Below are 22,166 nucleotides of genomic sequence, written 5' to 3' on the forward strand. Positions count from 1 at the left end.
TTACTTACGATTTAAATACCTTAAAAGTCAGCCGCATAAATCGTAAAATAGAAATACTCCTTGTTCCGCCATTCCAATACGGGTCGTATTCTGCTGTTTTTGACAGTCCTGATCTCCATCACTTCGGCGCAGGCGGCGGAAGATTTTTCACCGGGATCCTTTGAACTGCCGCCCCATCCTCGTTTTACGGCATTCAGACAGAGCCTATTGGCCGAACAAGCAGCCCTCATCGCCGGAACAACCTTCGCCGCATCGTTTCTGGCGTATCGCCTGGTGGATACACCGCTCGGGGTCGACGGAAGCGCCGGCGCTTTAGGACCCGCCAGTCAATGGATCTCGGATATCGGCAACTATCTTCCGTTTGCGCTGCCGGTCGGGTTTTTTGCCGCGGGCCAGTTTTTCGAAAAGGGAAGTCTGGAGAGGTCCGAGGCATTTAAGACGGCCCAGGAGTTGGCCGAAGCGATCGCCCTAACCTACGGAACGACGATAGGACTCAAGTACGCCGTGGGCCGAACGAGACCGAACGGTCAGGATGATGCATCGTTCCCCTCCGGTCACGCGTCGATGGCCTTTGCTGCGGCCGGCGTCCTCGCGCAACGATTTCCTTGGTACGTTGGCGTCCCCTCCGTGGCGTTCGCCAGCGCAGTTGGGTTCACCCGGTTGGACCTGGGCAAACACTACCTCTCCGATGTCGCTGTCGGAGCAGGATTGGGTCTCTTCTTCGCCACCACGGTTCACCTCTACCATTCCAATTTGTCTTTTATGGCCCATAAGCCATCGCAGCAGACGGTTGTCCCGATGGTGGCAAAAAACATTTTAGGTCTCAGCTTCACGGGGACCTTTTAGTCTTCGATTTGGAAATCGGCCGACGTCGCTGCTGACTCAGGTGATCAAGTAAACCCGCTTGATTTTAGCGGTTTATGTGGTATAACGCCTTGCGTTGGTATCCACAAAAAAAATCATCTTTTTCTTATTCGCTTTGATAACCTTTGCACCCCCCTCCCAGGCGGAGGGGCCGGTCCTGGGTATCGGCGATGTCTTAAATCTTCTTACCGAGCTGCGTAGGTTCCATCAGAATTGCATTCCGGACGATGGCAGAGAGGTTTCCGAGGATACCCACGCGTTTTTAAATGAATGGAACAACCTCTCCACTCTGCCGTTCAACGCAATCGACTACCCGGCTCTGGCCGCAAAGATGGGGCCGAGTCTCTTACGAATGGGGAAGCTTCTCCACAGATACACCTATGGCGGGTCCTATGACGAACTGAATCCCGGTCATTCACGGGAGTTCGGCAACGGTACAAGGAGTCGCAATTTCAGGGGACGCCGCAATCATGAACTCAGAGATCCGGAGAATTGCGGCCCGCCGGTCGTCGACAGAATTCTCGCTGAGAAACAATGGGACAGAGTCCCCGGTTTCGACCCCAGCGTTTGGCGGCAACGTAATTCATTGGTAACGCAAGCCAGATCGCTCCTTCAACCGAGTCTAATCGTAACGGCGACGACAGCAGCGGCTGTCGCTGCGCTCTCTAGTCTCGCTTTACGTCAACCATCCGCTCTCCTCTCTCAAGCGAGTTCACCAATAATTATGCCCAGGCTAACGGACCAGATCGTTCCAGACGCCGAGATACGACGTGACCCACCAGAAGTGTTCCTCGCTCTTTGCAGCGCTATCACATCGAATGGCCGGTGCGAACCGGAGCTCGATATAAACTGGCAAAAGCTTTACGTGTTGTATGCCTCGCGGGCGATCAACGACTTTTCCGAAGTGGTGACGAAGGAAATCGAATTCCGGGAGAAAATCCTACAAGGTTACCGACCGACTCTCGCCCAACTGCTGGAGATGTACGCGCGCCGAGATGTTCTGGGTCAGATCAAGATCTGCGACGGAAACATCGAGAGCTGTTTGCCTCCTGAAAAGGGTTTTCATTATCAAAAGGCCGCACAGATTCTTCAATGTCTTGATAACGATGCGGAAGGCTGTCGTGAACTTCCGGAAGGCTTCGGGAAGCTCAGCCGGGGCTACGTTGATAAAGCGATCAAACGACAGTTCGGAATAAGACCTTTTCCATCTCGCCTTCCTCCGAAGTGGAGCTAAACAACAGAATATGCGTCTACGGTAAGTGCTTCGCATTCGGACTCGCCGGAGCCAGGCTCGTCAGAAACGCATAGAGATCCGCCATCTCCCGGCCCGTCAGTTTGGGCCACTTCAAGTGTTGCTCGGTATGCTTCTCTTGCATCTCGGTGGAGTGGTTCCACATCGCCGCGACCATGCCCATGGGGGAGTTCAATTTGCTGATGGCGGCGAAATCTTTCGCCGCGTTTCGTCCCTTGCCGTTTAAGGAGTGGCACGTCAGGCATTCTCGGTCCCTAACGAGATTCTCCCCTGTGGCGGGGCTCCCCGGTGCGTCCTCCAGTTTCATGCTGTAGAGATACGCGATGACGTGCGCCATCTCCCCCTCCTTGAAATCCGGGAACGTGAGTTTCTTTTCTTTCATCATCTCCCACATGGCGGGGCCGTGATTCCACATCTTGGCCGCGATCTCGGTCACGGGATAGTTGAAATCGACCTCAGCGAAATCGGGCGCCGTGGTTGGTGGTTTGGCACGGAACGAATGGCAATGCATGCACCCTTTTTCGGTCAAGAGTTCCTTCCCCTTTGAGGGATCGCCGAGGTCATAGTCGCTGGCCGGGAAGACGGTCGGGGCCATATACGAACGGATTCCGGCGGCCAGGGCGTCCATCTCGTCCTCTTCGATGACGGGCCGATCGATCTTGTACTTCTCAAAAAGCGCCAGCATTTTCGGGCCATGGTTCCACATCGCTTCCGCCAGTCGGATGGGGGAGATGTATTCCTTTTTCGCGCTGATGTCGGGAGCGATTCGGGCGCCTTCCCCTCCAAATTGATGACAAGAGAAGCATCCCTTTTCCTTCAGCACCTTTCTTCCCATCGATTCCCTCACCGGTTCCGCCATGTACCGGATGAAAGAGAGATAGCGAACCAGCTCGGACATCTCCTTCGGCGTGAACTTCGGAAAGGCATACCCTTTGGTCTCGATCTTCTTCGCCATTCTCGGAAGGTGATTCCACATGACGGAAGAAAGCTCGAGGTATGTACCGTAAAACTTGCGGTTGCCCAGGTCGGGACCGCCGCGGCCCCCCCTCCCGTACACGGAATGGCACTGCGCGCATCCCTTCTGATGGAAGACTTCCCGACCCGGCCACGGTGAGGCCGAAGTGGCTGCTTCCTGCGCCCGAAGGGCGAAAATGGAGCCGGATGACATCAGGAGATACGCGAGAATGAATTGCAGGAGGCGGATGCAGTTTCTCCGGGTAGTGGACATAGTCACCTCGTCGTTTCTTGTGAGATTAAAGCCCTGCTCCGTTTATCTCATGCATGACAAGAGGGTGAACGGCTGTATATGATTTAGATCAGCTGCCGGCGGACAACCGTCTGGAGAGCAATCGACGTTGCGCTCGTGGGGTCGGCCACGAGACAAGCTACTTTGCGGTGCCTTTCTTCCGAAAGATTCGAATAGGAGTTCCCAGCTTGTATAGCTCGCCCACTTTGCAGATGTCTTCGCATTGGACGGAGATGCTCGCGCCCACGACTTTTTCGACGTCCGGGATTTCCTCCCATTCCTCCTCCAGGCCGCTGATTTCGGTCGCGACGCGGTCGAGTGTTGCGTCCGGAACGAGCTTTCCGAAGTGTTTCGTCAAAACCGTTCGGATTTTATCGGCGTCCCGGGGCATAGAATCTCTCCTTCGCTTTCCATTCTCACCGTTGTTTGCGTATTTTAAATATGACCAGGATCATTCTTTGAAGGGATTGAGGATTCGCAAGTCCTCTACGTGAAAACCATGCTGCAGGTCTTCGGTATAGAGCGCGTCACAATTCGAGGCCAGTGCCTGAGCCACAATGGCCGCATCCCAGAAAGACCAGCGATAACGATGCCGAAGGCGACACGCGTGGACGAAGATTTCCTGAGTTGTCACGACCGGGTCCCATGAAAAGTAACTACGACAGACATCGACGGCATCCTCGAAGGAAAGAGGTTTCGGGATCTTGGTCGCGACCGTGACGAGAAATTCCTGCAACACCTGCAGGCTCGTCGCAGCCGATTGGTTTTCCCAATGGGCCTTTACGAGATCCGAAGATCGATTTGATTTACCGGAATCACTTCGATCATACGCATAGACGAGAATATTCGTGTCAAAGAAAGCGCGCCTATTTTCGGACATGCAGGGCGTCCCTCGACCAGGTCACCTTTCCCACTTCATACAGGCCCTTCGCCATTCTTCGCATTTCCTTGCGAAACGCACGTTGATGAAGCGATTTCCGCGAAATGAGTTCGTGGGCGTATTTGGCAAGAAGCCTGGAGACAGACTGGTTGGCTTCGGCCGCGGCGATTCGGAGCTTTCGCAACAACGGGCGGGGGAGGGTCAACGTGATGTTTTCGAGATCTCTCTTCATTACACTATTATCGTGTAACACGATTATCGTGTCAATGCCTCGACCGGGTGGTGCCAAGACAGTTACTTGCGCGGCGGAGGAAGCGAACGGATTTTGAGAGCCAGAGCGATGACCAACAACGTGAGGAATATTGTGCTGATTCCGAGGCCGACTCGGCGGGTTTTGTTTTCGCGGAGAGCGGCTTTCCCCAAAGCGATGGCTTGATCCACAGCTTTTCGTCCCTCCGTGATCTTCGCCTCCACCCCCGGCATGGAAAAGGAGTGAATCTCGGTTCGTGCCTGAATCAACGCCTGCCGGGCATTTTGCATGCTGTCCTCGGCTTCGGTGACGTCCATTCCCTTGTCCCTCGCTTCTTCGATAATCTTCGAAGCTTCGGCCGAATAATTCTTCAAAGAGCCGATCATCTTGGAGAACGCCATGGCCACGGCGGCGCCTTTATCCCCCTCTTTGTGGCACTTGGCGCAGATCGCGCCTTGCTGCGTCCCGATCCGGTCATCTGAGATGTGAACGATCAGATGATTGCCGTGGCAGGAAATGCATTCGCCGTAGGGATCCTTCTGCAGGGCTTTCGCCATGGGACTCTTGAGAAACAGCTCGGCGTTGTGGACGTGGCAGGAGCCGCAAATATGGGCGATGGATTTCAGTCCCGGCGGTGTGGCGCCGTGGTTGCCGTGACAATCGTTGCAGGCGGGAGCGCCCCGGACATCTCCTTTTTCAAGCAGAGCTTTCCCATGCACACTTTTCGCGTACTCGGCATAGACGGTCGTCGAGATCTTGTACGGCTTCATATATTCGGGGTCGGCGTGGCAATGGGCGCACATCGTCGGCAGGTTCACCGCGTAAACCGGAGACTTCGCGTCGTTGACTTTCCGGATGTTGTGCACGCTGTGGCAGCTGACGCATTCGGCGACTTTGGTGTCCCCCTGTTTCAGTTTCTTGCCGTGCTGGCTGGTCAGGTAGAGCTCATACTGATCGACCCGAAGCATCGGGTTGTATTTCTTCATGAAGACCGGGTTGCTGTGGCATTTCGCGCAAAGTTTCGGAATGTCCGCCCTCTTCGGCGCCCCTTTGAAGCCTTTCTTCGGGTCCATTGAGATATCTTGGTCGTCCGAGGTCGGATCTCCGCCGTGGCATTCGTTGCACCCGATTCCCGCCGTGGCGTGCACGTCATCCTTCCAGCGGGTGGAGGGCTCATCTTCCATCGACTGATGGCAGATAAGGCATTGGCCGCCGGGCAGCGCAGCAGCTTCTTCGGCGTATGCCGACGAAAGTACGTTCAGCAGAATGAATAAAATCCAACTCATGCGAGTACGTGTCCGGCGATGGTCATTCCTATAAAAAAAAGCAATAGCGCCATCCCGATGCCGCGGAGAATCTTTGTGGTCGATTTCTTTTTTCCGCAGTCGATCCATGGAATAAGCAGCCAAAACACGCCGATCCCGCCGAAGATCATGTGTCCGACCAGCTCCCCGTCAATCGGCCCCACCTTGGCGGGCAAGAACTTGAGCGTCTGGAACATGAAAAGGAAATACCACTCCGGTTTGATTCCGGCCGGGGCGGAGGCGAAAGGATCGGCTTTCCTTCCCAGTTCCCAGGGGAAGAAGACCGCCAGGATCGCCAAAATATCGAGAATGATAAACCAAAGTAAAACGTCCCGGAGAAAGAAGTGCGGGAAAAACGGGATACTCTTCCGGTTTTCCGGGTGGCGTTTCCAATCTTCGGGCTCGTGCATTCCCTGGATCTGCACGAACAGCAAATGAATACCCAGAACGGAAGTGAAGATCGCCGGGAGGAGGGCGACATGCAAAGCGAAGAAGCGGGTCAGCGTAGAGCCGGTGACTTCTTCTCCGCCGCGGAGAACATGCATGAGGGTTTTCCCGATGTACGGCACGACGCCGATCATGTCGGTGCCGACCTTGGTGGCGAAGAAGGAAAGTTCGTTCCACGGCAGCAGGTAACCCGAAAACCCGAACGTCATGACGATTCCCAGAAGGGCGAGCCCCGTGACCCAGCTGAGTTCGCGGGGTTTCCTGTAAGCTCCCATGAAAAAGACGCTGAACATGTGGATGATGACGGCCAGGACCATCAAATTGGCCGACCAGCTGTGGATCGACCGGATCAGCCAGCCGAAAGGCACTTTCGATGTGATAAATTGAACGCTCTCGAAGGCCGCGTCGGCGCTCGCCTTGTAATAGAACATCAGGAGAATGCCGGTGGAGAGTTGGACGATGAAGAGAAAGAGGGAAACTCCGCCGAAGTAATACCAGATCGCGGTCTTTCCCATCGGCACTTCTTTGTGCCGCCCCCACTCAATCAGCTGTGCGATGGGATATCGGTCGGACAGCCATTCGATCGCGAGAGCGGCCCTACGCTTTAAGTGAGATGTAAACATCTTCTCCCTGAACGTGGACTTCGTACGTGTCGAGCGGGTGAGGCGGCGGGCCGGCCACATTGTTTCCGTTCAAATCGTATTGACCGTTGTGACAAGCGCACCAAATGCGCTCCATGTCGGGCCGGTACTGGACGATGCAGTCGAGGTGCGTGCATTTTCCCGTGAACGCGGCGAAACTGCCGTCCTTCTTGCGGACCAGCAGCGCCGGTTTGTTTCCGAACTTGCAGATTTTCCCGCTGTTCGGGGGAATCTCGGAGACCGCAGCGACTTTCGCCGAAGAGACTTTGGCTTCGGTCTCCGCGACAGGAGTGAGGTAGCGAACGATCGGATAAAAGACGGACCCCACCCAGGCGAAACCGCTGGCCCCTAAAAGGGTGTTCAAGAATCCGCGTCGGGAGGTTTCGGTCGAGCTTCGAATCGGTTTCATTGAATTACAGTAACGAGATTTCGCCCCAAGAAAATGGAGGAGATTTTAGAGTGTTCCCTTGCTTCAATCCAGTTTTGAGGTCGACGAAGCGGAGTTTCGCAGGATCGGAAAGGTCGACCATGATCCAAATCAGCTTGAAATTACGACGAACGGTTGATTTTTAACCACCGGTCTCGGAGCGCGGGGTTATTTCTCCAGACCTCAAAGATCATCCTTCGGTATCCTTCGAGCCAAAGAATAATCTGTTCAGGCGTGAGTTTGGGTGTTCGTCCCCAGTCATGAGTTGTTTTAGGCACTTTCTTGCCCTGTAAGTTTTCTCAATTCCGCTGCGTCGAAAAGGTCCTTGTCTCTGCCGGCTCTGTCCTTCATTTCAATCAGGTCCATTTTGCCGATCACTCTAATTTTAATTCCAAAGGCATCGACCAACAATTGCCTGCCCGCAAGTTCCTGAAATGGCTTGGGTTCTTGTGAAAAGACATCGATGACTTCAAATGGATTTCCCGGGTGAATGAAAGAGAAAACCATCATTCCCTTTTCCTCTATCCATTCTTTGCGTTTATGCGCATCGGCGAAATCTTTTGCATCAACCGGCAGGCGGGGCTTGAAACCAAGATGCGAGACCATTTCTACAAATGCCAGGACATTTTTGCGCTCAAGGTGCACGATGAGATCAAGATCCACGGTCGCTCGTTGGACCTGATGAAAATTCACGGCGAATCCGCCTGCGACGAGATACTCGATTTTTCTTCGGTCAAGCTCAATGAAAAGTTCTTTGTACGGAACCATCGTTCGATACTGTAACGAATCTGGGTAGAAATTCCCATTCGTCGCCTTGGGAGGATGGCGAAGGCCTCATCGGCGTGTAAAACCGATCGGACGGCGTCCCGCGGAATCAAAGACTTTCCAAGATTCTCTCTCTAAGTATGGGTTAAGGGTTGGGGCGATCGAGTTCGCGCGGATGATCCCGTTCCATTTCATGGCGGGTCACTTTGCCCGTGAGCCACGTTACGTTCATCGGATATTCATCCGGATGGAATATCACGAAGAAGAGGTGCCACACGAGAATGGCCAGCGTCGCCAGCCACGCCTCAAAATAGTGAATCAACTCCGCCAGCGGGATGCCCCAAACGGGAAGGAATCTTGAAAACAGTTCTGGAAACCAGAGCGCAAAGCCCGTGACCGACATCACGATCGTTCCCCAAATGAGCGCCCAATATTCCGCCTTGTGAATGTACGTGTACCGGCCGAGCTTCGGTGCCGTGGCTGCGCGCGCCCGGACGAGTTTAACGTAATAAAAGATGTTGGCCGATAAATCCCGGACATCCGTGAGACGCGGAAGAAGCTCCCGAATCTCCTTTCGGCCCTGACGTGTGAAGATCGAATGGAAAATGTGAAGGACTCCCGCGCTTAACATGATCACCGCGCTGGTACGATGGATGACGCCGCGAGCGTGTTCACCCAAATGAACCCAATCCAAAATCACCGTCCAGCCGGCGCGAGAAAAATGAAGCGCGAAGCCGGTGATGACAAGCGTCGTAAAGCTCACCAGGAGCAGGCCGTGAGCCACGAGCTGAATCGTTGTGAATCGGGTGTAGACGACTTCTTCCCGGTGTGAGCGGATCTTTTTCACGACGGCCGCTGCATAAATGAGCAAGTTATGAAGAAGCATCAGGCCGATCGTGCTGACAATCATCCAGAGATAGAGAATGCGAACCCAGTAGAGAATGGGGCTGGCTGTCGGAGAGGTGTCCAAGTGCACGGGAACGCGGCTGAACGCCTGCGTTGCATCGGGGTGGCACTTGCCGCAGGTCTTGGCCAGGTTGTCCGGATGAATCGAGGAGCGGGTATCGGAAGAGGGGAGAATCCGGTGCGTTTCATGGCAGCTGGAACAGTTTGCGACGGTGACCGAGCCGCGCCGGACGGCCATGCCATGATAACTCTGCATGTACGTTGAAAGCCGTTGAATTGAAAATCCGTATCGCTGGGCCAGAGTAAGATCGGAATGACAGTGGCCGCACGTCTTCGTTGTCAGCTGTGCAGGCGACACAGGCGATTCAGGCGATTTCGTGTCGACGATGGCGTGTTCGCCGTGGCAGTCCGTGCAGGCGGGGGCGTCCGTAATCCCGCGAGCGACGGCCTGTCCGTGCACGGAGACCTTATAATCTTCTAAGATATCGCTGTGGCATCTTCCACATGTTGCGGGAATTTGTTTCTTCGAAACCGCGGACATCATTTCACGTCCCGGCTGGATCGTGTGATAGCCGTGACAGTCGGTACAGACGGCGGCTTTCAGATTACCAGCCGCAATGGCACGACCGTGGACGCTGTTTTTATACGCGCCGACAGGGTCGGACACGGGGATGTCGTATTTCTTGGCGAGTTTGATGTCGGCGTGACACTTGGCGCACAAAGCGGGGACGTTGGCTTTGCTGTGTCTCGCGGTTTCGCTGGTGAACGGCTGAATCAAATGCGCGTCGCCGTGGCAATCGACACAAGAAGGCGCATCTGAAATCCCATTGTTCTTTGCAGTGCCGTGCGTGCTGCCGCGGTACTCCTTTTCGGCATCTTCATGACAGCTTCCGCAATTTACTTTTTGTGGAGCTTCCTCATGCTCGCCGAAGGGCCCGCCGGCGTGGCAGTCGGTGCAGGCTAGTTCGCCGTGGACGGAAGCCTTGAAAACTTTGGGATCCACGACGTCATGGCAATCAACACACTTTTTCGGATCGATTCGGTTCGCGGCAAAAACCGACGAAATCGCAAACATTGCGCAGCCGACGAATGCCAAGCCCGATTTTGTAAAGGGAACCCCGGTCGGTTTCAAAAATTGGACACTCATCCGATGAAAACGCCCGCCAAGCATATCTCAGCTTGGCGGGCGCCGAAACATGAACTCATTCTGAGCCTGTTATTTCGCCTTTGACTGCAGGTCTCGCGTGTATTCCGTCAACGCCGTAATGTCGGCGTCCGACAGTCCTTCCAACTTCTTCATCTTCCCTTTGCCCTCTTTCATCGACTTCTTAATGTCGTCGTCGGTGATTTTCTTGGCTTCGGGGGAAAGGATGCTGAGCCCTTCCGGCTTTTCGAGCTTCAGGGTTTTAGCTACCGGCATCCAGGAGCCGTCCGCCTTCTTTCCGCCGCCGTCTTCCGCGTGGCATTTCTTGCAATGCTTGTCGTACAGCGCCTTTTTCGCGGCGTCATCCGCCGCGAATGCGGACGCGGCAAACATCAAAGCGGGCACAACCAGGATTCCGATCAGTCCAATCAACGTCTTCTTCAACATAGGCTTCCTCCAGTGTTTCTTTTTAGATGATGCCAAATTTACGAACATGATTCGGATCAATGAAATGAAAAGAGGGCCGGCCCGTATGGGCCGGCCCCGTCAATCGCTCTGGACGGTTCAAACTCTCGCGCTTAACGCAACGTCGCGTTCGGAACCGCCACGCCGGTGATTACCTTATACGTCCCTTGGAGGACGCCGACCTCGTATCCGGCGTTATGGACGCCCATGCTGCCGTCTCGAACCACCAGATTGTGGTTCCAGATCGCCCGGCGGATCTTGTCGGATCGGGCCCACTTGAAGGCCCCGCCGGCGGGATAGACGCTAACGCCGGGGTTGCAGTCCGCGGCGTTCGTGCAGGCCGTAGTAAGGTCGTTGTCGCACTTGCCGGCAATGTACGCCCCGCACGTGCTGAGGCACTTGTCGTGCGTCGGCGTCGGATCCAAAGGATCGACCGTACCACACGAGATGGTCGTATCTTCTTTGCACCGGTTCTTGCTCGAACCCGAGGTATTGCACGGACGCGCATCCGCGCCTGCACCGTTGAAGTTCGAGTAACCCAGAGCGTCCGGAACGATGCAGTCGTTGTCCGTGGAACACTCGATCTCATCCGTACTCCCGGCGGTGGACCTCGGTTTTGCGATGGTGCACTTGTTGGTCGCAGTGACACAGGGGCCGAAGTACATCGTCCCCGTCGTCGCAATTTTGCAGTCCTCGTCCTTGGAGCAACTATAGGCCGAACGTTGATCACACTTTCCGGCTGTGATCGTCCCGCACGGTCCGTAGTTCGTCGCTGATACGGTCGTCACATTCACCTTCTTCAGGTTGCATCCGGCATCCGAAGTGCAGAATTGAGCGTCGGCCACAATCGTAGTACTTGCTGCCGAGCAAGTCTTGACCGCGTCGCAACTCGTGTCACCAGCCGCCGTGCAACTGATGTAGGGCGCCAGCGTACACTTCTTGTTTGCGTTGCAGTCACCCGCGTCCAGTGTAGTGACACTGCACGTTCCCAGGTTCACGTCGTCGTACGCTTTGATGGCGTCCGACAAGAGGAGCGCAAGCCCCGTGACTTCGTCCTGGATCCCCTCGATCGTCCCATCGCCGTCGTAATCGCCGCGAGCCTCACGGTTAATCTCCGTGAGATCCGTGTGACATGGCGTGCACGCGCTGATGTTCGCGAGCTCACCCGCTTCACCGGCTACGGTCTCCTCTTCCTCGGCACCGACTAGATGGCCGACGCCGTGACCGCTCATAATGTTGAAAGAGTGACCGCCCAAGTGGCGGAACCCATCCTCCGTCGCATCCGGCCCCTCGGCCATGTGGCACGTGAGGCACTTCCGGTTCTCCGTCGGCAATGTCGGGTCACCCGAAACATCCGCCAGAATAAATCCCGGCTCGGAATGGAACGAATTCCCCGTTGTGAAGACATCGTCGATTCCGTTTTTGTCGAGGTCGAGAAGAGCCCCCTTTCCTTCGAGAACGGGAGCCTGCGGATTGTAGTGGACCTGTCGCGTGTAATAGTCCGCGTTTTGCTCCAACGTCTCGCAGAGCGTATCTGAAACGCCGTCGCGATTCGTGTCGCACGAAAACTCTCCGAAACTGTAGAGGCCGTCGTGGCACTTGTAACAAACGGCCGCCTTCCCGGCATCCACTGTCGATTCGTCGATGATCATCTCGAGCTCTCCGTGCATTCGAAGCTGGTCCTCGTTTGTCGCGTCGTGCGGGTCATGACACCCAGCGCACCCGATACCGACGAAAGCCTCCTGTTCCGTGATCGGCGTGAGGGCTTCCTCGCCCCCCTCCACATAATTGATGAAGCCCTTGGAGGTATGGCAGCGTGTACAGGCTGCGTTCGTGAGCCATGAAACCTGATAGCTGGCGGAGCCGTGCGAGACGCCGGTCATGTTGTGCGAGGAGTTGATCCATTCGGCCTCTTGCGTATGACACTGGCCGCAGATACCGGTCTGAGAAGCGGAGACACCGATCTTCGTGGCGTCGCCGTTGTGTCCCGAACCCGGGCCATGGCAATTCTCACACTGAACACCGCTTAGAGCGGCCACGGAAGGCGCATCCGCCAAGAAATCGGCGTATGTGCCCGGCTGGGTGGAAACGTCAAAGCCGGTCGAGGCCACGGCCTCGTCAAATCCGCCGTTTGCGGCGGACGTATTGTAACCGACCGTTTCAAAGCCCCACAGATAGGGCTCGGGTGCCAGCGATGACATGGCCAGATACGAATTTTCGTAGAGCTTTGAGTGATTTGTTCCCTGCCACTCGCCGACTTTGTCCGGCATCGCCGAACCGTCATGGCATCCGGCGCACTCGGGCCTCGCCGCGTCGCCGGTGATACTTCCGATGCCTACATACGTCCCGGCATACATCCGGAACGAACCCACGATCGTGCAATGATCCACGCCGCCGTCCGAGGTGTATTTACAATTGGGCGCGACACGGCCGCACGCCCGTACACCATCCGCATCGGGTCCCACAGCCGATTCATCGACCGTCGCCGTGTAGGCCACCGTGTAATACCCCTCGACATCCGGCGTGAACTTGGGGAGCTGAAGCGCTGAGGCTACGGTTCCGGAATCGGCAAAAACGGCTGCAGATCCATCCGGGGGTGTCAGCGTCCAAGACCAGTCATCGTTGATGGGCTTGGCGCGCCTCGTGGTCGGCGTGCTCGTCGAAGGCAACGAACCGTTACACGCTGTCGAAGTGGATGTGTACTCCAATATGACCGAACTGTTCGGTCCCTGCAGGTAGAGGGGAACATTCAGCGGAACGGTCCAAAGACCGCTCGACCGCTGAATCTCGGCACCGGCGTCCTGAACATAGACCACCTGTGTCGTGCTGTCGCTGTTCCCGGCACCGTCGTCCACCGTCAACCTGAAATAGAGTTTCGTATCTTCGATCGAAACAGGGAGCGGTTGCCACTTGTACTCATCACTTTGTCCGCCGTGCGCGGCGTTCTCCTCAGCTTCCCTCAAACCGACGGTCAGAAAATCCTTAAGCGCGGGAGCGGTGAACGGAAGAGTTGAGGACGTGCTCCCGGCCGTCGCGGTCGCGAAGGGGCCGGAGACCTGCTGCCAGCTGTAGTTCACGACACTTCCGCGGCTGTTTTCGCCGGAGAGAATTCCACCCGCGTCTTCCAAATCGATGGCCAGTTCATCCGTTCCGAATCGTGTGCGTGTGGTGATGGTGGAACCGGAACCGTTCGTGATGACCGCAAGAATCGTCTTGGCCGTGACGCTGACCGTGTCGGTGCTTTCGGCATCGTGGAGAGAGAGTTTCAACACGTACGTGCCGGCCGCGTCCGCGACAAAGCTGGTCGCGATTTCGGAACCGCCCGTCAGAGCGGCGGAAGAACCGTCGGGTTTCGATTCAAGCGTCCATATAATATTGCCGACGACCGTGCTTCCGGAACCGTCCAAATTCACGGTGTCGCCGATCAGGACCTTCTGGTCCTCGCCTGCGTTAGCGGCGGCGGTCCCTTCCGGATCGTCGTCGCATGCCGAAACACTGATCGCCACGGCGGCAGCCGCGAGAAGATTGATCATCCAAAGTCCCTTCGTGCTTTTCATGTTTTCTCTCCCTCTCATGAAAGTTCTTACTGCGTATGACATATGATGCAAGCCTGTCCATTGTCCGGATGCCGAAGCGGCGTATGGCAGCCCCGGCAATCCGCGTTAGGTAGATGGTTGACGTTGCTCGGTCGCCTCGGCGTGGCCATGTGAGCCGAGCTCGTTTGGTGGCACACCACGCACCTCTGTGCCCCATACGATTCCAGCGGGTAATGACAGTTCAGGCAGTGCCGATTTTGGGACGCCCCGAACCCGGCCATGTGATCGATCGGCTTCGTTTCCATATGGCACCGCTGGCAGAAGTCGGTCCGGTGGCACGTCATGCACTGCGATCGGTCGAAGCCCACCTGGAGCGCATGGCCGCGGAGGCGGAAGAATTGGTTGTGATTCGCCGGCGGCGTGATCTGGTGGCATTCCGAGCAGCTGGACTGCGTGTGGCAGAGGTTGCAGCTGTTCTTCGTGTCGAACCTAAACCGCTGCACCAGCGCGCCGTGCTCATGCTTGAACGTCAAATCGTGCCAGGCCGGTTTCGTGTCTTTGGTCATCCCGCCTTCGTGACATTCCGAACAGTCGCTGTCTCGCGCAACATCCGGGTGCTCCCACGTTGTGCCTTCGTCGCACCCTTTGTTGCCGAGAAAAAATGGGACCGCGAGCATTATTGTTAAAACAGACAACGATCGTCTGATGGGGTGCCAAGAAAATACGTTCGGGCTCCGGTCCCGACGGTACCCCCCAAGTCCATGCTCGAGACTGCGCGTGGACTTGGGTGTCCCCGTCGGGCCACCCGAACGTATTTTCTTGGCACCCTTCAAAAGTTCCAAGCGACCCTCACATCCAACGTATGGAAATTGTCCAGGTCACTGGTTTCAAATTCGTACCCGAGCCGCCCCTCAAAGTCTTTGAGAAACTTCACGGTTCCCCGCGCATAGTACGTTTGGACGTTGTCCGATTCGTTCCCGGCTAAAAGGTTATATCGATAGAGGTAGAAAGCTGTTCCGGCCGTCAGCCGCAGCTTCCGCTTCAACAGGTCTTGGGCGATGGAGAAAGATGTCCCGTACGTATCGTTCTGAAGTTCGTTGTCCTGTCCCAAATAGTAATCGCCGGTTAACGAAAGGCTCATGCCGTCGAGCGGCCATTCGATCGTTGACCCCGTCAAAAAGAACCGCTGAAAACCGTGATTGAACGCACTGGCGACCTGCTCTTCAATCAAAATACGGAATGCATACCCCGCATCCAGGGCAAAATGCTCGCCGATCCCCTTCATCCCGGTGAAGGCCATTTCGTAATACGGTTTGTATTCCCCGGCGAACGAATACGGATCCAGATCGATCACGCGGACACCGTACGACTCGAGGAGACTGAAGAAGTGAAACTGGAGAGAAAGGTTCTGTTCGATGAATCGGTACCGGGTGTCGAGGGCCAAGTCCCGGACTTGATCCAAGAACGATGTAAACCTCGAGGAAATCATGAGCCCCGGCTGGGCGTCCCACCAAACGCTCAGGCCGAAGAGATCATCTTCGATGTCACCGACGTTCGCCCGGAAGCCGGTGAAGTCATCCTTCAAATGAACGTAATCGAAACGGGCCCGAACCACCTTGACCGGATCGATCTCAAACGCTCCGCCGGCGACAAAATCGCCGCTGTCGGAACCGGTTTCCGTTTCGTAGAAATGGACCGGAACGCCGCCGTACGACATCAGCTTGAACCCTTTGGCTTCCCGCCACTGAAGGGAGAGGCCGTCGAAGTACAGCGACTCGAATTCCTGCCGGAACTGCCGTCCCGCGCGAAGCCGATCGAATACGCCGAGGTTGTTGGCGTCGAGGTAGGCGTGGTAGATCCGCCCCGCGGCGCCGGTGTTGAAGGAGTCGTACACGCCATTGAACGTGGAATCCGAACTGTCGCCGTCCAGGTCGAAAATCCCGCCGGCCTGCAGGGAAACCGCCACGCGGTCGTTCAAAGGCTCGCCCATGTTGAGCGAAAGAAGCGTTTCAAGATCCTGATCGCTGGTATCGGCGGTGGCGCGCAGTTTGTAACGGGTGCTGATGGAACCGAAAATATTGGAGTCTTCCGCGATCGCCGCATCGCAATAGACATACGCCCCAAAAAGGAGAAGCGTACATCCCAACCGACGGCGGCGAGAGGCGAGCATGATAAATCAACCTACAATGTGAATCGTCCCCATACGGATTCCATGACGTAAATCAAGTTGCTGAATATTTCTCAACTTCTTGATGATTCCAAGAATAATCTCACAATCAACGCGGGCAGCCGCAAAGGATCCAGAATTTCCTCTCTTGGCGGTTTCGACGAAATCCCGCGTGATGGCGGCAGGGAGCGGGTGGATTTTCGATACAGGCGGGCGAACCGCCGAGCGGGCAATCTTCGCGCAAAGCTGTGGAAAAAGGGTCTTCCGGCCGCATCAGCTGAAGAACGCCGTTGAAGGCGAAACCGTGCGTCGCCAAAACAACGACCTTTCCTTCTTTTTCGGCCATGCGGGTTCCCGGTTTCTCGAAAACTCATTATCACCGATCATCACGCCGAAGAATAGGACTGAAATCAGGATTGGAACGCTTGGACCGCCGACCAAAGGGCGAACCCGAAAAAAAGCGCCGCGGCCACCCATCGGACCCACTTCATTTTGATCTTTTCGGCCATTCGGTCGCCCAAATAGACGGCCAGACCGCCAGCTCCGACGACCGGGCGGAATTCGTGCGTAGGAACGTCAACTCGTCCGATTTTCTCAAATCCGTACTCATTTGAGAGGCGTCGAAGGCTCTCATTGTGCTACTCTCCACTCGACGACGAATCCCATGGGCCAGAACGAACGACGAATCCACACACGGCTTCAGCTGAGCGAGGAGGTCCGGGCCTCCACTCCCAAAGGCTTTCTGACAGGCTACCTCCGAGATGTCTCCAAAGGGGGCGCGGGAGTCGTCTTCGAAGAGAGCGTCGGGGATGTCGGGGAAACGATCGAGATTTTTCTCCCCTTCCCCGGCGGCGTGGAGATCGCCGTGATGGCGGAGATTGTCCGAATCCAAGAAACCCAGGGCGGTCTCTTGCACGGCCTCTGCTTCAGCCTCGTTGAACCTTCGATGCAGGAAAAACTTCTGACGCTCGTCGAGACCCTCCTCGCCGGATCGGGGGGAAAGCGACGGGAGCACCCGCGCGTCTCCAAGAGAATTCCGATCCGCTACGGGAACCAGGCGGAGTTTCAAGCCGGCCTCCAAACGATCTCCATGGGTGGGTTGTCGATGATGATCGACACTCCCGTGGTTCTCTTCCAAGAGGTCGAAGTCTCCATTCCGGACGTCAGCGGTCGCGAACTTCTCATCCTCCCCGCCCGGGTGATCTACCAGCACAACCTCGAGAAAAGTGGAAAGAAGCAGTATGAGGTCGGTCTTCAGTTCCGTGAACTGACGGGTCCGCAGAAGGCCTGCCTCGCCGAACTCCTCCGCTACGTGATGGATACACCGGCCGACGCCACAGGTTCCAAGTGACTCCGTAAGCCATTTTGCGACGGCGTCCGCCTGGCCTCACCGGGCCAAGCTTCGAACTCGGGAATTTCTAACGACCCTATACATGATGAAGATCATGTACAGACTCTCCCGACGAGAGTGTTATTGCGCGCAGGTTTAGTAGCTTCGGAGGCGTACGTCGGCTTGGGAGAAGCTGATCCACAAGATTGACTTTGAGACCCAAGAGGCATACGCCTTCGCGCGATCCGTGTGGAACGCCGATGGCGGCCCGCACGATATTTTTCAATAAAACTCAATATTTGATTTTGGAGGAACGTACAAATGCCAGAGCTCAATCCGTTTAAAATTGCTCAGCAACAGTTCGATGAGGCGGCCGAAAAGCTCGGCCTCGACAGCGCTACGCGAGAACTTCTCCGGTGGCCGATGACCGAAACGATCGTCAGCATCCCCGTCCGGATGGACGACGGAACGACGAAAGTGTTTCGGGGGTATCGCGTTCAATACAACGGGTCCCGTGGGCCGACAAAAGGCGGCCTTCGGTGGCATCCGGAAGAGACGATCGACACCGTGCGAGCCCTGGCGGCATGGATGACCTGGAAGACCGCGTGCGTCGATATTCCTCTCGGCGGCGCAAAAGGCGGCGTTACCTGCAATCCGAAGGCGATGTCGACGAATGAAAAAGAGCGTCTGGCGCGCGGCTATATCCGCGCCGTCTCTCGTCAGCTGGGCGTCATGAAGGATGTTCCGGCGCCCGACGTCTACACGACGCCGCAAATCATGGGTTGGATGATGGATGAGTTCGAGACGATCGTCGGCGAGCATCATCCGGGCGTCATCACCGGGAAACCGTTGCCGTTAGGCGGCTCCGAAGGTCGCGGCGATGCAACGGCTCGCGGCGGAATTTATTGCGTCCGCGAAGCGGCCAAGAAAATCGGCCTCGATCCAGCCAAGGCGACTTACGCCATCCAGGGATTCGGCAACGCCGGCCAATTTGCGGCGACGTTGCATAAGGAAGTCCTCGGCGGCGGCCGGCTGCTCGCGGCCAGCGACTCCCGCGGCGGCGTCACGAGCCCGGACGGCATGAATCCGGAGGCTCTGGTGAAGTTCAAGAATGAAACCGGCAGTGTCGTCGGATTCCCGAATACGAAGCCGATTTCGAACGAGGAACTTCTGGTCATGAAATGCGATGTCCTCTATCCGTCGGCGCTGGAGAATGTCATCACGAGTCAAAACGCCGCGAACATCAAGGCGAAGATCGTTTGCGAGCTGGCGAACGGCCCGACGACGCCGGAAGCGGACACGATTCTGTTCAAGAATAATGTGTTCGTTCTCCCGGACTTCATGGCCAATGCCGGAGGCGTGACGGTCTCTTATTTTGAGCAGGTCCAGAATACGTACAACTATTACTGGCCGATCCAAGACGTCCATCAGCAGTTGGATCGAAAGATGACCGACGCGTTCAACGCGGTGTACGAGACCTCGCAGAAGAAAAAAGTCCACATGAGGCTGGCTGCATATATGGTGGCCGTGGCGCGCGTGGCGGAGGCCTGCAAGCTGCGCGGCTGGGTCTAATTAAGCGTCCCGAGCCCGACATATCTTGATAGTCGGCCGCCGCTGCATCCCGGTTGGCTGCGTTGCTCCCCCTCGACGTACAGCTTTGCAAGTACGCCGTCGTCGTCGCGCCTTGCCAACCGGGCGCATCGGCGTCCTTTGTTATCAATCTATCTCGGGCTCGGGACGCTAGCGTTCCATAAGGGAACACGGCGTTCTTTGCGGCGCCGGGTGGAATGTTATCATGCCGATATGCCCACCCGGCGCCGTCGTTTATCTCCTTCGAAATCGGCTCGTAAACGGCCTCCTCAGACTGAATCGAGTCGAGTCATTCAGCGCTATCTGCGCCGGTATCCGGGGCTCCGCGCCCGAATCATTCAGAATTTTCTCGTCCGCCTTCATTCCCAAGGGATCGTTTCGGTGGACGAAGTCTACCGGATTGCACTCGGGAAATCGGCGCTTCGGCAGCAGATCAAACACCGAGTCGCCATGAACATCGATACGGCCGTTCAATGGACGCGGACGGAACGGAACGCCGTATGGAAAACCGTTTTGTCGTACGCCGAGCGGCACTTTTCTCCGGAAGAAATTCACGATCTGGTCGGCGTGACGGTCAAACGGGAAGAAGCGCAGAATCTTCAAGACATCGCCGGTCTTCCGGGAATTTCCTTCGAAATTCTTAAACGCAGGGTCGCGGATTTCTGCAAGCTTCCGCGGACCATCATTTCCCTGCCGCCTTCCGATCTGGTGGCGACCCGCGTCGCCCTCATGCGGCAGTTTGTCAGCGATCACATTGATTTTCTTACGGTCGCACGAAACTACGTCCAGGTGCGGGACCTGGACGTCGTCGCCCAGCGAATCATCGGTCCGAGGGAAGGAATGGGGCGGATCGGCGGGAAAGCGGCCGGCCTGCTTCTGGCCGACAAGATTTTACGCCAGCATTACCAGAACGCGGGAAGAGAGCCTCTGATGCCGCTCAAGACACCCGACTCATATTATTTGCGGTCCGATTTGAACGACGAGTTCGTCCGCCGGAACGGCCTCATGGAATACGCGAGCCAGAAATACAAATCGCAGGAGGCGATCGAAGCCGATTACCCCCTGCTCCGGGAGCTTTTTCACGCCGGTTCATTCCCTCCCGAAGTCGTCTCCCGCATTCGAAAATTGCTGGAGAAACTCGGACCCACGCCGTTGATCGTCCGTTCCTCCAGTTTGTTGGAAGACAGCCTCGGCGCCGCGTTTTCCGGGAAATACCGGAGCATCTTTCTGGCGAATCAGGGCTCCCTTTCCAATCGACTGATTCGCTTTTTGAGCGCCGTAAAGGAGGTTTACGCGGGCGTGCTCTCGGCCGATCCACTGGTCTACCGGCGGGAGCGGGATCTAATCGACTACGACGAATTCATGGCGATTCTGATTCAACCGGTCGTGGGAAGGACGTATCGGCACTATTATTTTCCACTTTTCGCCGGCGTGGCGTTTTCGCGAAACGATTACTACCGGTGGGACCGCCGAATTCGCCGCGAGGACGGCTTGGTCCGCCTCGTCGCGGGGCTCGGCACACGCGCCGTGGACCGTGTCAGCGCGGAGTATCCGAGAATGATCGCCCTCACGGTCCCGTCGCTCCGTCCCCAAGGGGACGTGGACGAGATCTGTCGCCAGTCTCAGCGCCGCGTGGATGTCGTGAATCTTAGAACGAACAGATTTGAAACACTCAATTTTACCGACGCGATCGAGGCGGAACCCCCGCCGAATTTCGATCTGGTGGCTTCCATTGTAGAAGAGGAAGCCTTGCGACCGATCGTCGGAAATTTCGTGGATACCTCCCGACAATCGATCTGCCTGACGTTTGACAAATTGATTGAATCGACGCCGTTCGCGCCTCACATGCGTGAGGTGTTAAGCGTCTTGGAAAAGGGCTACGGATGCCCGGTGGACATCGAGTTCGCCAGCGATGGAAAAGATTTTTATCTGCTTCAATGCCGGCCGTTGGCGCAGAAAATCGAAGCTAGCCGTGTGCGCGTTCCGACGGACGTCGAGCCGAAGCGGGTTCTGTTCAACGCCCAGCGTGACGTGATGAACGGCATCGTGCGAAATATTGAATACATTGTTTATGTTCCGGCCGAAGCGTACGACGACGTCTCTGATCTGACGACGAAACAGATGATCGGCCGCGTGGTGGGGCAGCTGAACCAGAAACTGCACGGCTCCAGATTCATCTTGCTCGGTCCGGGACGCTGGGGATCCAACGACATCAATCTGGGCGTGCGCGTGAATTACGCCGACATTCGAAACAGCCGCGCTCTCATCGAGGTGGCTCATGAGAAGGACGGTTACGTTCCCGAAGTTTCGTTCGGCACACACTTCTTTCAAGATCTTGTGGAATCCGGAATCAGTTACCTGCCGCTCTATCCGGATGAGCCGGGCGGAATCTTCAATGCGGATTTTCTTCTGAATTCACCGAACCGCTTGCCGAAACTGTTGCCCAACCACAAGAGTTTTGCCCCGATAGTGCGGGCCATTCATGTCCCTGAAGTGGCGGAAGGCGAGTACGCCCATTTGCTGATGGACGGCGAGAATGAATTGGCGCTCTGTTATCTGGGCCCGATGCAGAGGGAAGAGGCGTCGACGCAGGCGTAGCGGCAAGCGTGGAGTTCGCGATCGGGAAACCCGGTCAGCTGATTTTTTCTTTCTCCGCCATCCGCCCGCTTACAAACTTGTAAAGTACGCTTGAAATCAGCGTCTGATAAGGTATCCCTTCTTCCGCCGCCTTCACCCGAAGCCGCTCCAGCACCTGAGACGGAATTCTTATATTCACCCTCTTGTCTTTGGCGAGCGTAGCGCGGGCGTATTTTTGGTATTTAGATTTTTCCCTTCTCAGTGAACGAACGGAACGCCATTCGTCTCGATCATAAGAATCAAGAATCTCCTTCTCCTCTATATTTGGATGCTTCATTTGCGTCCCTTTCGTATATATATTCGGGTAGCCTTACG

At 56.1% G+C, this 22,166-nt stretch carries 21 protein-coding genes; 5 read left to right on the forward strand and 16 right to left on the reverse strand.

Annotation, left to right across the window (positions count from 1 at the left end; translation table 11 throughout):
• Nucleotides 1-99 precede the first annotated feature (99 nt).
• Both VI895_01490 and VI895_01495 read left to right on the forward strand, forming a co-directional pair.
• Nucleotides 100-846 (forward strand): phosphatase PAP2 family protein, encoded by a 747-nt coding sequence (locus VI895_01490; protein ID HLG18473.1) that lies wholly within the window; start codon nt 100-102, stop codon nt 844-846.
• A gap of 742 nt (nt 847-1,588) precedes the next feature.
• Entirely contained in the window at nt 1,589-2,098 is a 510-nt protein-coding gene (locus tag VI895_01495) for a hypothetical protein (protein ID HLG18474.1), read from the forward strand.
• Nucleotides 2,099-2,114: 16 nt separating this feature from the next.
• On the opposite strand, the gene VI895_01500 is transcribed toward VI895_01495, so the two are convergent.
• From VI895_01500 to VI895_01570, 15 genes are all read right to left on the reverse strand, one after another.
• The gene (locus tag VI895_01500) at nt 2,115-3,344 is read right to left on the reverse strand and encodes a c-type cytochrome (GenBank protein ID HLG18475.1); all 1,230 of its coding nucleotides are present in this window, start codon (nt 3,342-3,344) and stop codon (nt 2,115-2,117) included.
• Nucleotides 3,345-3,501: 157 nt separating this feature from the next.
• Nucleotides 3,502-3,753: a hypothetical protein gene (locus VI895_01505; protein HLG18476.1), complete on the reverse strand. Its 252-nt coding sequence runs from the start codon at nt 3,751-3,753 to the stop codon at nt 3,502-3,504.
• A 60-nt stretch (nt 3,754-3,813) separates the two neighbouring features.
• Nucleotides 3,814-4,242 (reverse strand): PIN domain-containing protein, encoded by a 429-nt coding sequence (locus VI895_01510; protein HLG18477.1) that lies wholly within the window; start codon nt 4,240-4,242, stop codon nt 3,814-3,816.
• Nucleotides 4,229-4,474: a hypothetical protein gene (locus VI895_01515; GenBank protein ID HLG18478.1), complete on the reverse strand. Its 246-nt coding sequence runs from the start codon at nt 4,472-4,474 to the stop codon at nt 4,229-4,231. The genes VI895_01510 and VI895_01515 overlap by 14 nt, the downstream gene beginning before the upstream one ends.
• Before the next feature lie 62 nt (nt 4,475-4,536).
• The gene (locus tag VI895_01520) at nt 4,537-5,778 is read right to left on the reverse strand and encodes a cytochrome c3 family protein (protein ID HLG18479.1); all 1,242 of its coding nucleotides are present in this window, start codon (nt 5,776-5,778) and stop codon (nt 4,537-4,539) included.
• Nucleotides 5,775-6,866: a cytochrome bc complex cytochrome b subunit gene (locus VI895_01525; protein HLG18480.1), complete on the reverse strand. Its 1,092-nt coding sequence runs from the start codon at nt 6,864-6,866 to the stop codon at nt 5,775-5,777. Before VI895_01525 ends, VI895_01520 begins: the two co-directional genes overlap by 4 nt.
• Nucleotides 6,841-7,293: a ubiquinol-cytochrome c reductase iron-sulfur subunit gene (locus VI895_01530; GenBank protein ID HLG18481.1), complete on the reverse strand. Its 453-nt coding sequence runs from the start codon at nt 7,291-7,293 to the stop codon at nt 6,841-6,843. The genes VI895_01525 and VI895_01530 overlap by 26 nt, the downstream gene beginning before the upstream one ends.
• 288 nt (nt 7,294-7,581) lie before the next feature.
• Complete coding sequence (locus VI895_01535; protein HLG18482.1) at nt 7,582-8,004, reverse strand: hypothetical protein; 423 nt, start codon at nt 8,002-8,004, stop codon at nt 7,582-7,584.
• A gap of 217 nt (nt 8,005-8,221) precedes the next feature.
• The gene (locus VI895_01540) at nt 8,222-10,129 is read right to left on the reverse strand and encodes a cytochrome c3 family protein (GenBank protein ID HLG18483.1); all 1,908 of its coding nucleotides are present in this window, start codon (nt 10,127-10,129) and stop codon (nt 8,222-8,224) included.
• A 69-nt stretch (nt 10,130-10,198) separates the two neighbouring features.
• The gene (locus VI895_01545; GenBank protein HLG18484.1) at nt 10,199-10,573 is read right to left on the reverse strand and encodes a cytochrome c; all 375 of its coding nucleotides are present in this window, start codon (nt 10,571-10,573) and stop codon (nt 10,199-10,201) included.
• Between the two features lie 131 nt (nt 10,574-10,704).
• Nucleotides 10,705-14,148, reverse strand: a complete 3,444-nt coding sequence (locus tag VI895_01550; GenBank protein ID HLG18485.1) for a cytochrome c3 family protein — start codon at nt 14,146-14,148, stop codon at nt 10,705-10,707.
• 26 nt (nt 14,149-14,174) lie between these two features.
• Nucleotides 14,175-14,804 (reverse strand): hypothetical protein, encoded by a 630-nt coding sequence (locus VI895_01555; protein HLG18486.1) that lies wholly within the window; start codon nt 14,802-14,804, stop codon nt 14,175-14,177.
• Nucleotides 14,805-14,956: 152 nt separating this feature from the next.
• Nucleotides 14,957-16,297: a hypothetical protein gene (locus VI895_01560; GenBank protein HLG18487.1), complete on the reverse strand. Its 1,341-nt coding sequence runs from the start codon at nt 16,295-16,297 to the stop codon at nt 14,957-14,959.
• A 106-nt stretch (nt 16,298-16,403) separates the two neighbouring features.
• The gene (locus tag VI895_01565; protein HLG18488.1) at nt 16,404-16,640 is read right to left on the reverse strand and encodes a hypothetical protein; all 237 of its coding nucleotides are present in this window, start codon (nt 16,638-16,640) and stop codon (nt 16,404-16,406) included.
• Nucleotides 16,641-16,704: 64 nt separating this feature from the next.
• The gene (locus VI895_01570) at nt 16,705-16,884 is read right to left on the reverse strand and encodes a TMEM165/GDT1 family protein (GenBank protein ID HLG18489.1); all 180 of its coding nucleotides are present in this window, start codon (nt 16,882-16,884) and stop codon (nt 16,705-16,707) included.
• Between the two features lie 74 nt (nt 16,885-16,958).
• Between VI895_01570 and VI895_01575 the strand changes: the two genes are divergently transcribed.
• From VI895_01575 to VI895_01585, 3 genes are all read left to right on the forward strand, one after another.
• Nucleotides 16,959-17,645: a PilZ domain-containing protein gene (locus tag VI895_01575; GenBank protein HLG18490.1), complete on the forward strand. Its 687-nt coding sequence runs from the start codon at nt 16,959-16,961 to the stop codon at nt 17,643-17,645.
• Between the two features lie 300 nt (nt 17,646-17,945).
• Nucleotides 17,946-19,196 carry a Glu/Leu/Phe/Val dehydrogenase gene (locus tag VI895_01580; protein HLG18491.1) on the forward strand — a complete coding sequence of 417 codons (1,251 nt, stop codon included), beginning with the start codon at nt 17,946-17,948 and terminating at the stop codon, nt 19,194-19,196.
• Between the two features lie 231 nt (nt 19,197-19,427).
• The gene (locus tag VI895_01585; protein ID HLG18492.1) at nt 19,428-21,812 is read left to right on the forward strand and encodes a PEP/pyruvate-binding domain-containing protein; all 2,385 of its coding nucleotides are present in this window, start codon (nt 19,428-19,430) and stop codon (nt 21,810-21,812) included.
• Nucleotides 21,813-21,846: 34 nt separating this feature from the next.
• Here VI895_01585 and VI895_01590 read toward each other — a convergent pair whose 3' ends face one another.
• Nucleotides 21,847-22,128, reverse strand: a complete 282-nt coding sequence (locus VI895_01590; protein HLG18493.1) for a CopG family antitoxin — start codon at nt 22,126-22,128, stop codon at nt 21,847-21,849.
• Nucleotides 22,129-22,166 lie beyond the last annotated feature (38 nt).

The organism is Bdellovibrionota bacterium (assembly GCA_035292885.1).
Taxonomy (GTDB): Bacteria; Bdellovibrionota_G; JALEGL01; order JALEGL01; family DATDPG01; genus DATDPG01.

What these genes read in the sequence shown, in the direction of transcription:
- VI895_01580 (HLG18491.1), top strand. Translation starts at nt 17,946, where the DNA reads ATGCCAGAGCTCAATCCGTTTAAAATTGCTCAGCAACAGTTCGATGAG.
- VI895_01500 (HLG18475.1), bottom strand. Translation starts at nt 3,344, where the DNA reads ATGTCCACTACCCGGAGAAACTGCATCCGCCTCCTGCAATTCATTCTC.
- VI895_01555 (HLG18486.1), bottom strand. Translation starts at nt 14,804, where the DNA reads ATGCTCGCGGTCCCATTTTTTCTCGGCAACAAAGGGTGCGACGAAGGC.
- VI895_01585 (HLG18492.1), top strand. Translation starts at nt 19,428, where the DNA reads ATGCCCACCCGGCGCCGTCGTTTATCTCCTTCGAAATCGGCTCGTAAA.
- VI895_01560 (HLG18487.1), bottom strand. Translation starts at nt 16,297, where the DNA reads ATGCTCGCCTCTCGCCGCCGTCGGTTGGGATGTACGCTTCTCCTTTTT.
- VI895_01515 (HLG18478.1), bottom strand. Translation starts at nt 4,474, where the DNA reads ATGAAGAGAGATCTCGAAAACATCACGTTGACCCTCCCCCGCCCGTTG.
- VI895_01540 (HLG18483.1), bottom strand. Translation starts at nt 10,129, where the DNA reads ATGAGTGTCCAATTTTTGAAACCGACCGGGGTTCCCTTTACAAAATCG.
- VI895_01505 (HLG18476.1), bottom strand. Translation starts at nt 3,753, where the DNA reads ATGCCCCGGGACGCCGATAAAATCCGAACGGTTTTGACGAAACACTTC.
- VI895_01510 (HLG18477.1), bottom strand. Translation starts at nt 4,242, where the DNA reads ATGTCCGAAAATAGGCGCGCTTTCTTTGACACGAATATTCTCGTCTAT.
- VI895_01550 (HLG18485.1), bottom strand. Translation starts at nt 14,148, where the DNA reads ATGAAAAGCACGAAGGGACTTTGGATGATCAATCTTCTCGCGGCTGCC.
- VI895_01495 (HLG18474.1), top strand. Translation starts at nt 1,589, where the DNA reads ATGCCCAGGCTAACGGACCAGATCGTTCCAGACGCCGAGATACGACGT.
- VI895_01545 (HLG18484.1), bottom strand. Translation starts at nt 10,573, where the DNA reads ATGTTGAAGAAGACGTTGATTGGACTGATCGGAATCCTGGTTGTGCCC.
- VI895_01590 (HLG18493.1), bottom strand. Translation starts at nt 22,128, where the DNA reads ATGAAGCATCCAAATATAGAGGAGAAGGAGATTCTTGATTCTTATGAT.
- VI895_01575 (HLG18490.1), top strand. Translation starts at nt 16,959, where the DNA reads ATGGGCCAGAACGAACGACGAATCCACACACGGCTTCAGCTGAGCGAG.
- VI895_01565 (HLG18488.1), bottom strand. Translation starts at nt 16,640, where the DNA reads ATGGCCGAAAAAGAAGGAAAGGTCGTTGTTTTGGCGACGCACGGTTTC.
- VI895_01530 (HLG18481.1), bottom strand. Translation starts at nt 7,293, where the DNA reads ATGAAACCGATTCGAAGCTCGACCGAAACCTCCCGACGCGGATTCTTG.
- VI895_01520 (HLG18479.1), bottom strand. Translation starts at nt 5,778, where the DNA reads ATGAGTTGGATTTTATTCATTCTGCTGAACGTACTTTCGTCGGCATAC.
- VI895_01525 (HLG18480.1), bottom strand. Translation starts at nt 6,866, where the DNA reads ATGTTTACATCTCACTTAAAGCGTAGGGCCGCTCTCGCGATCGAATGG.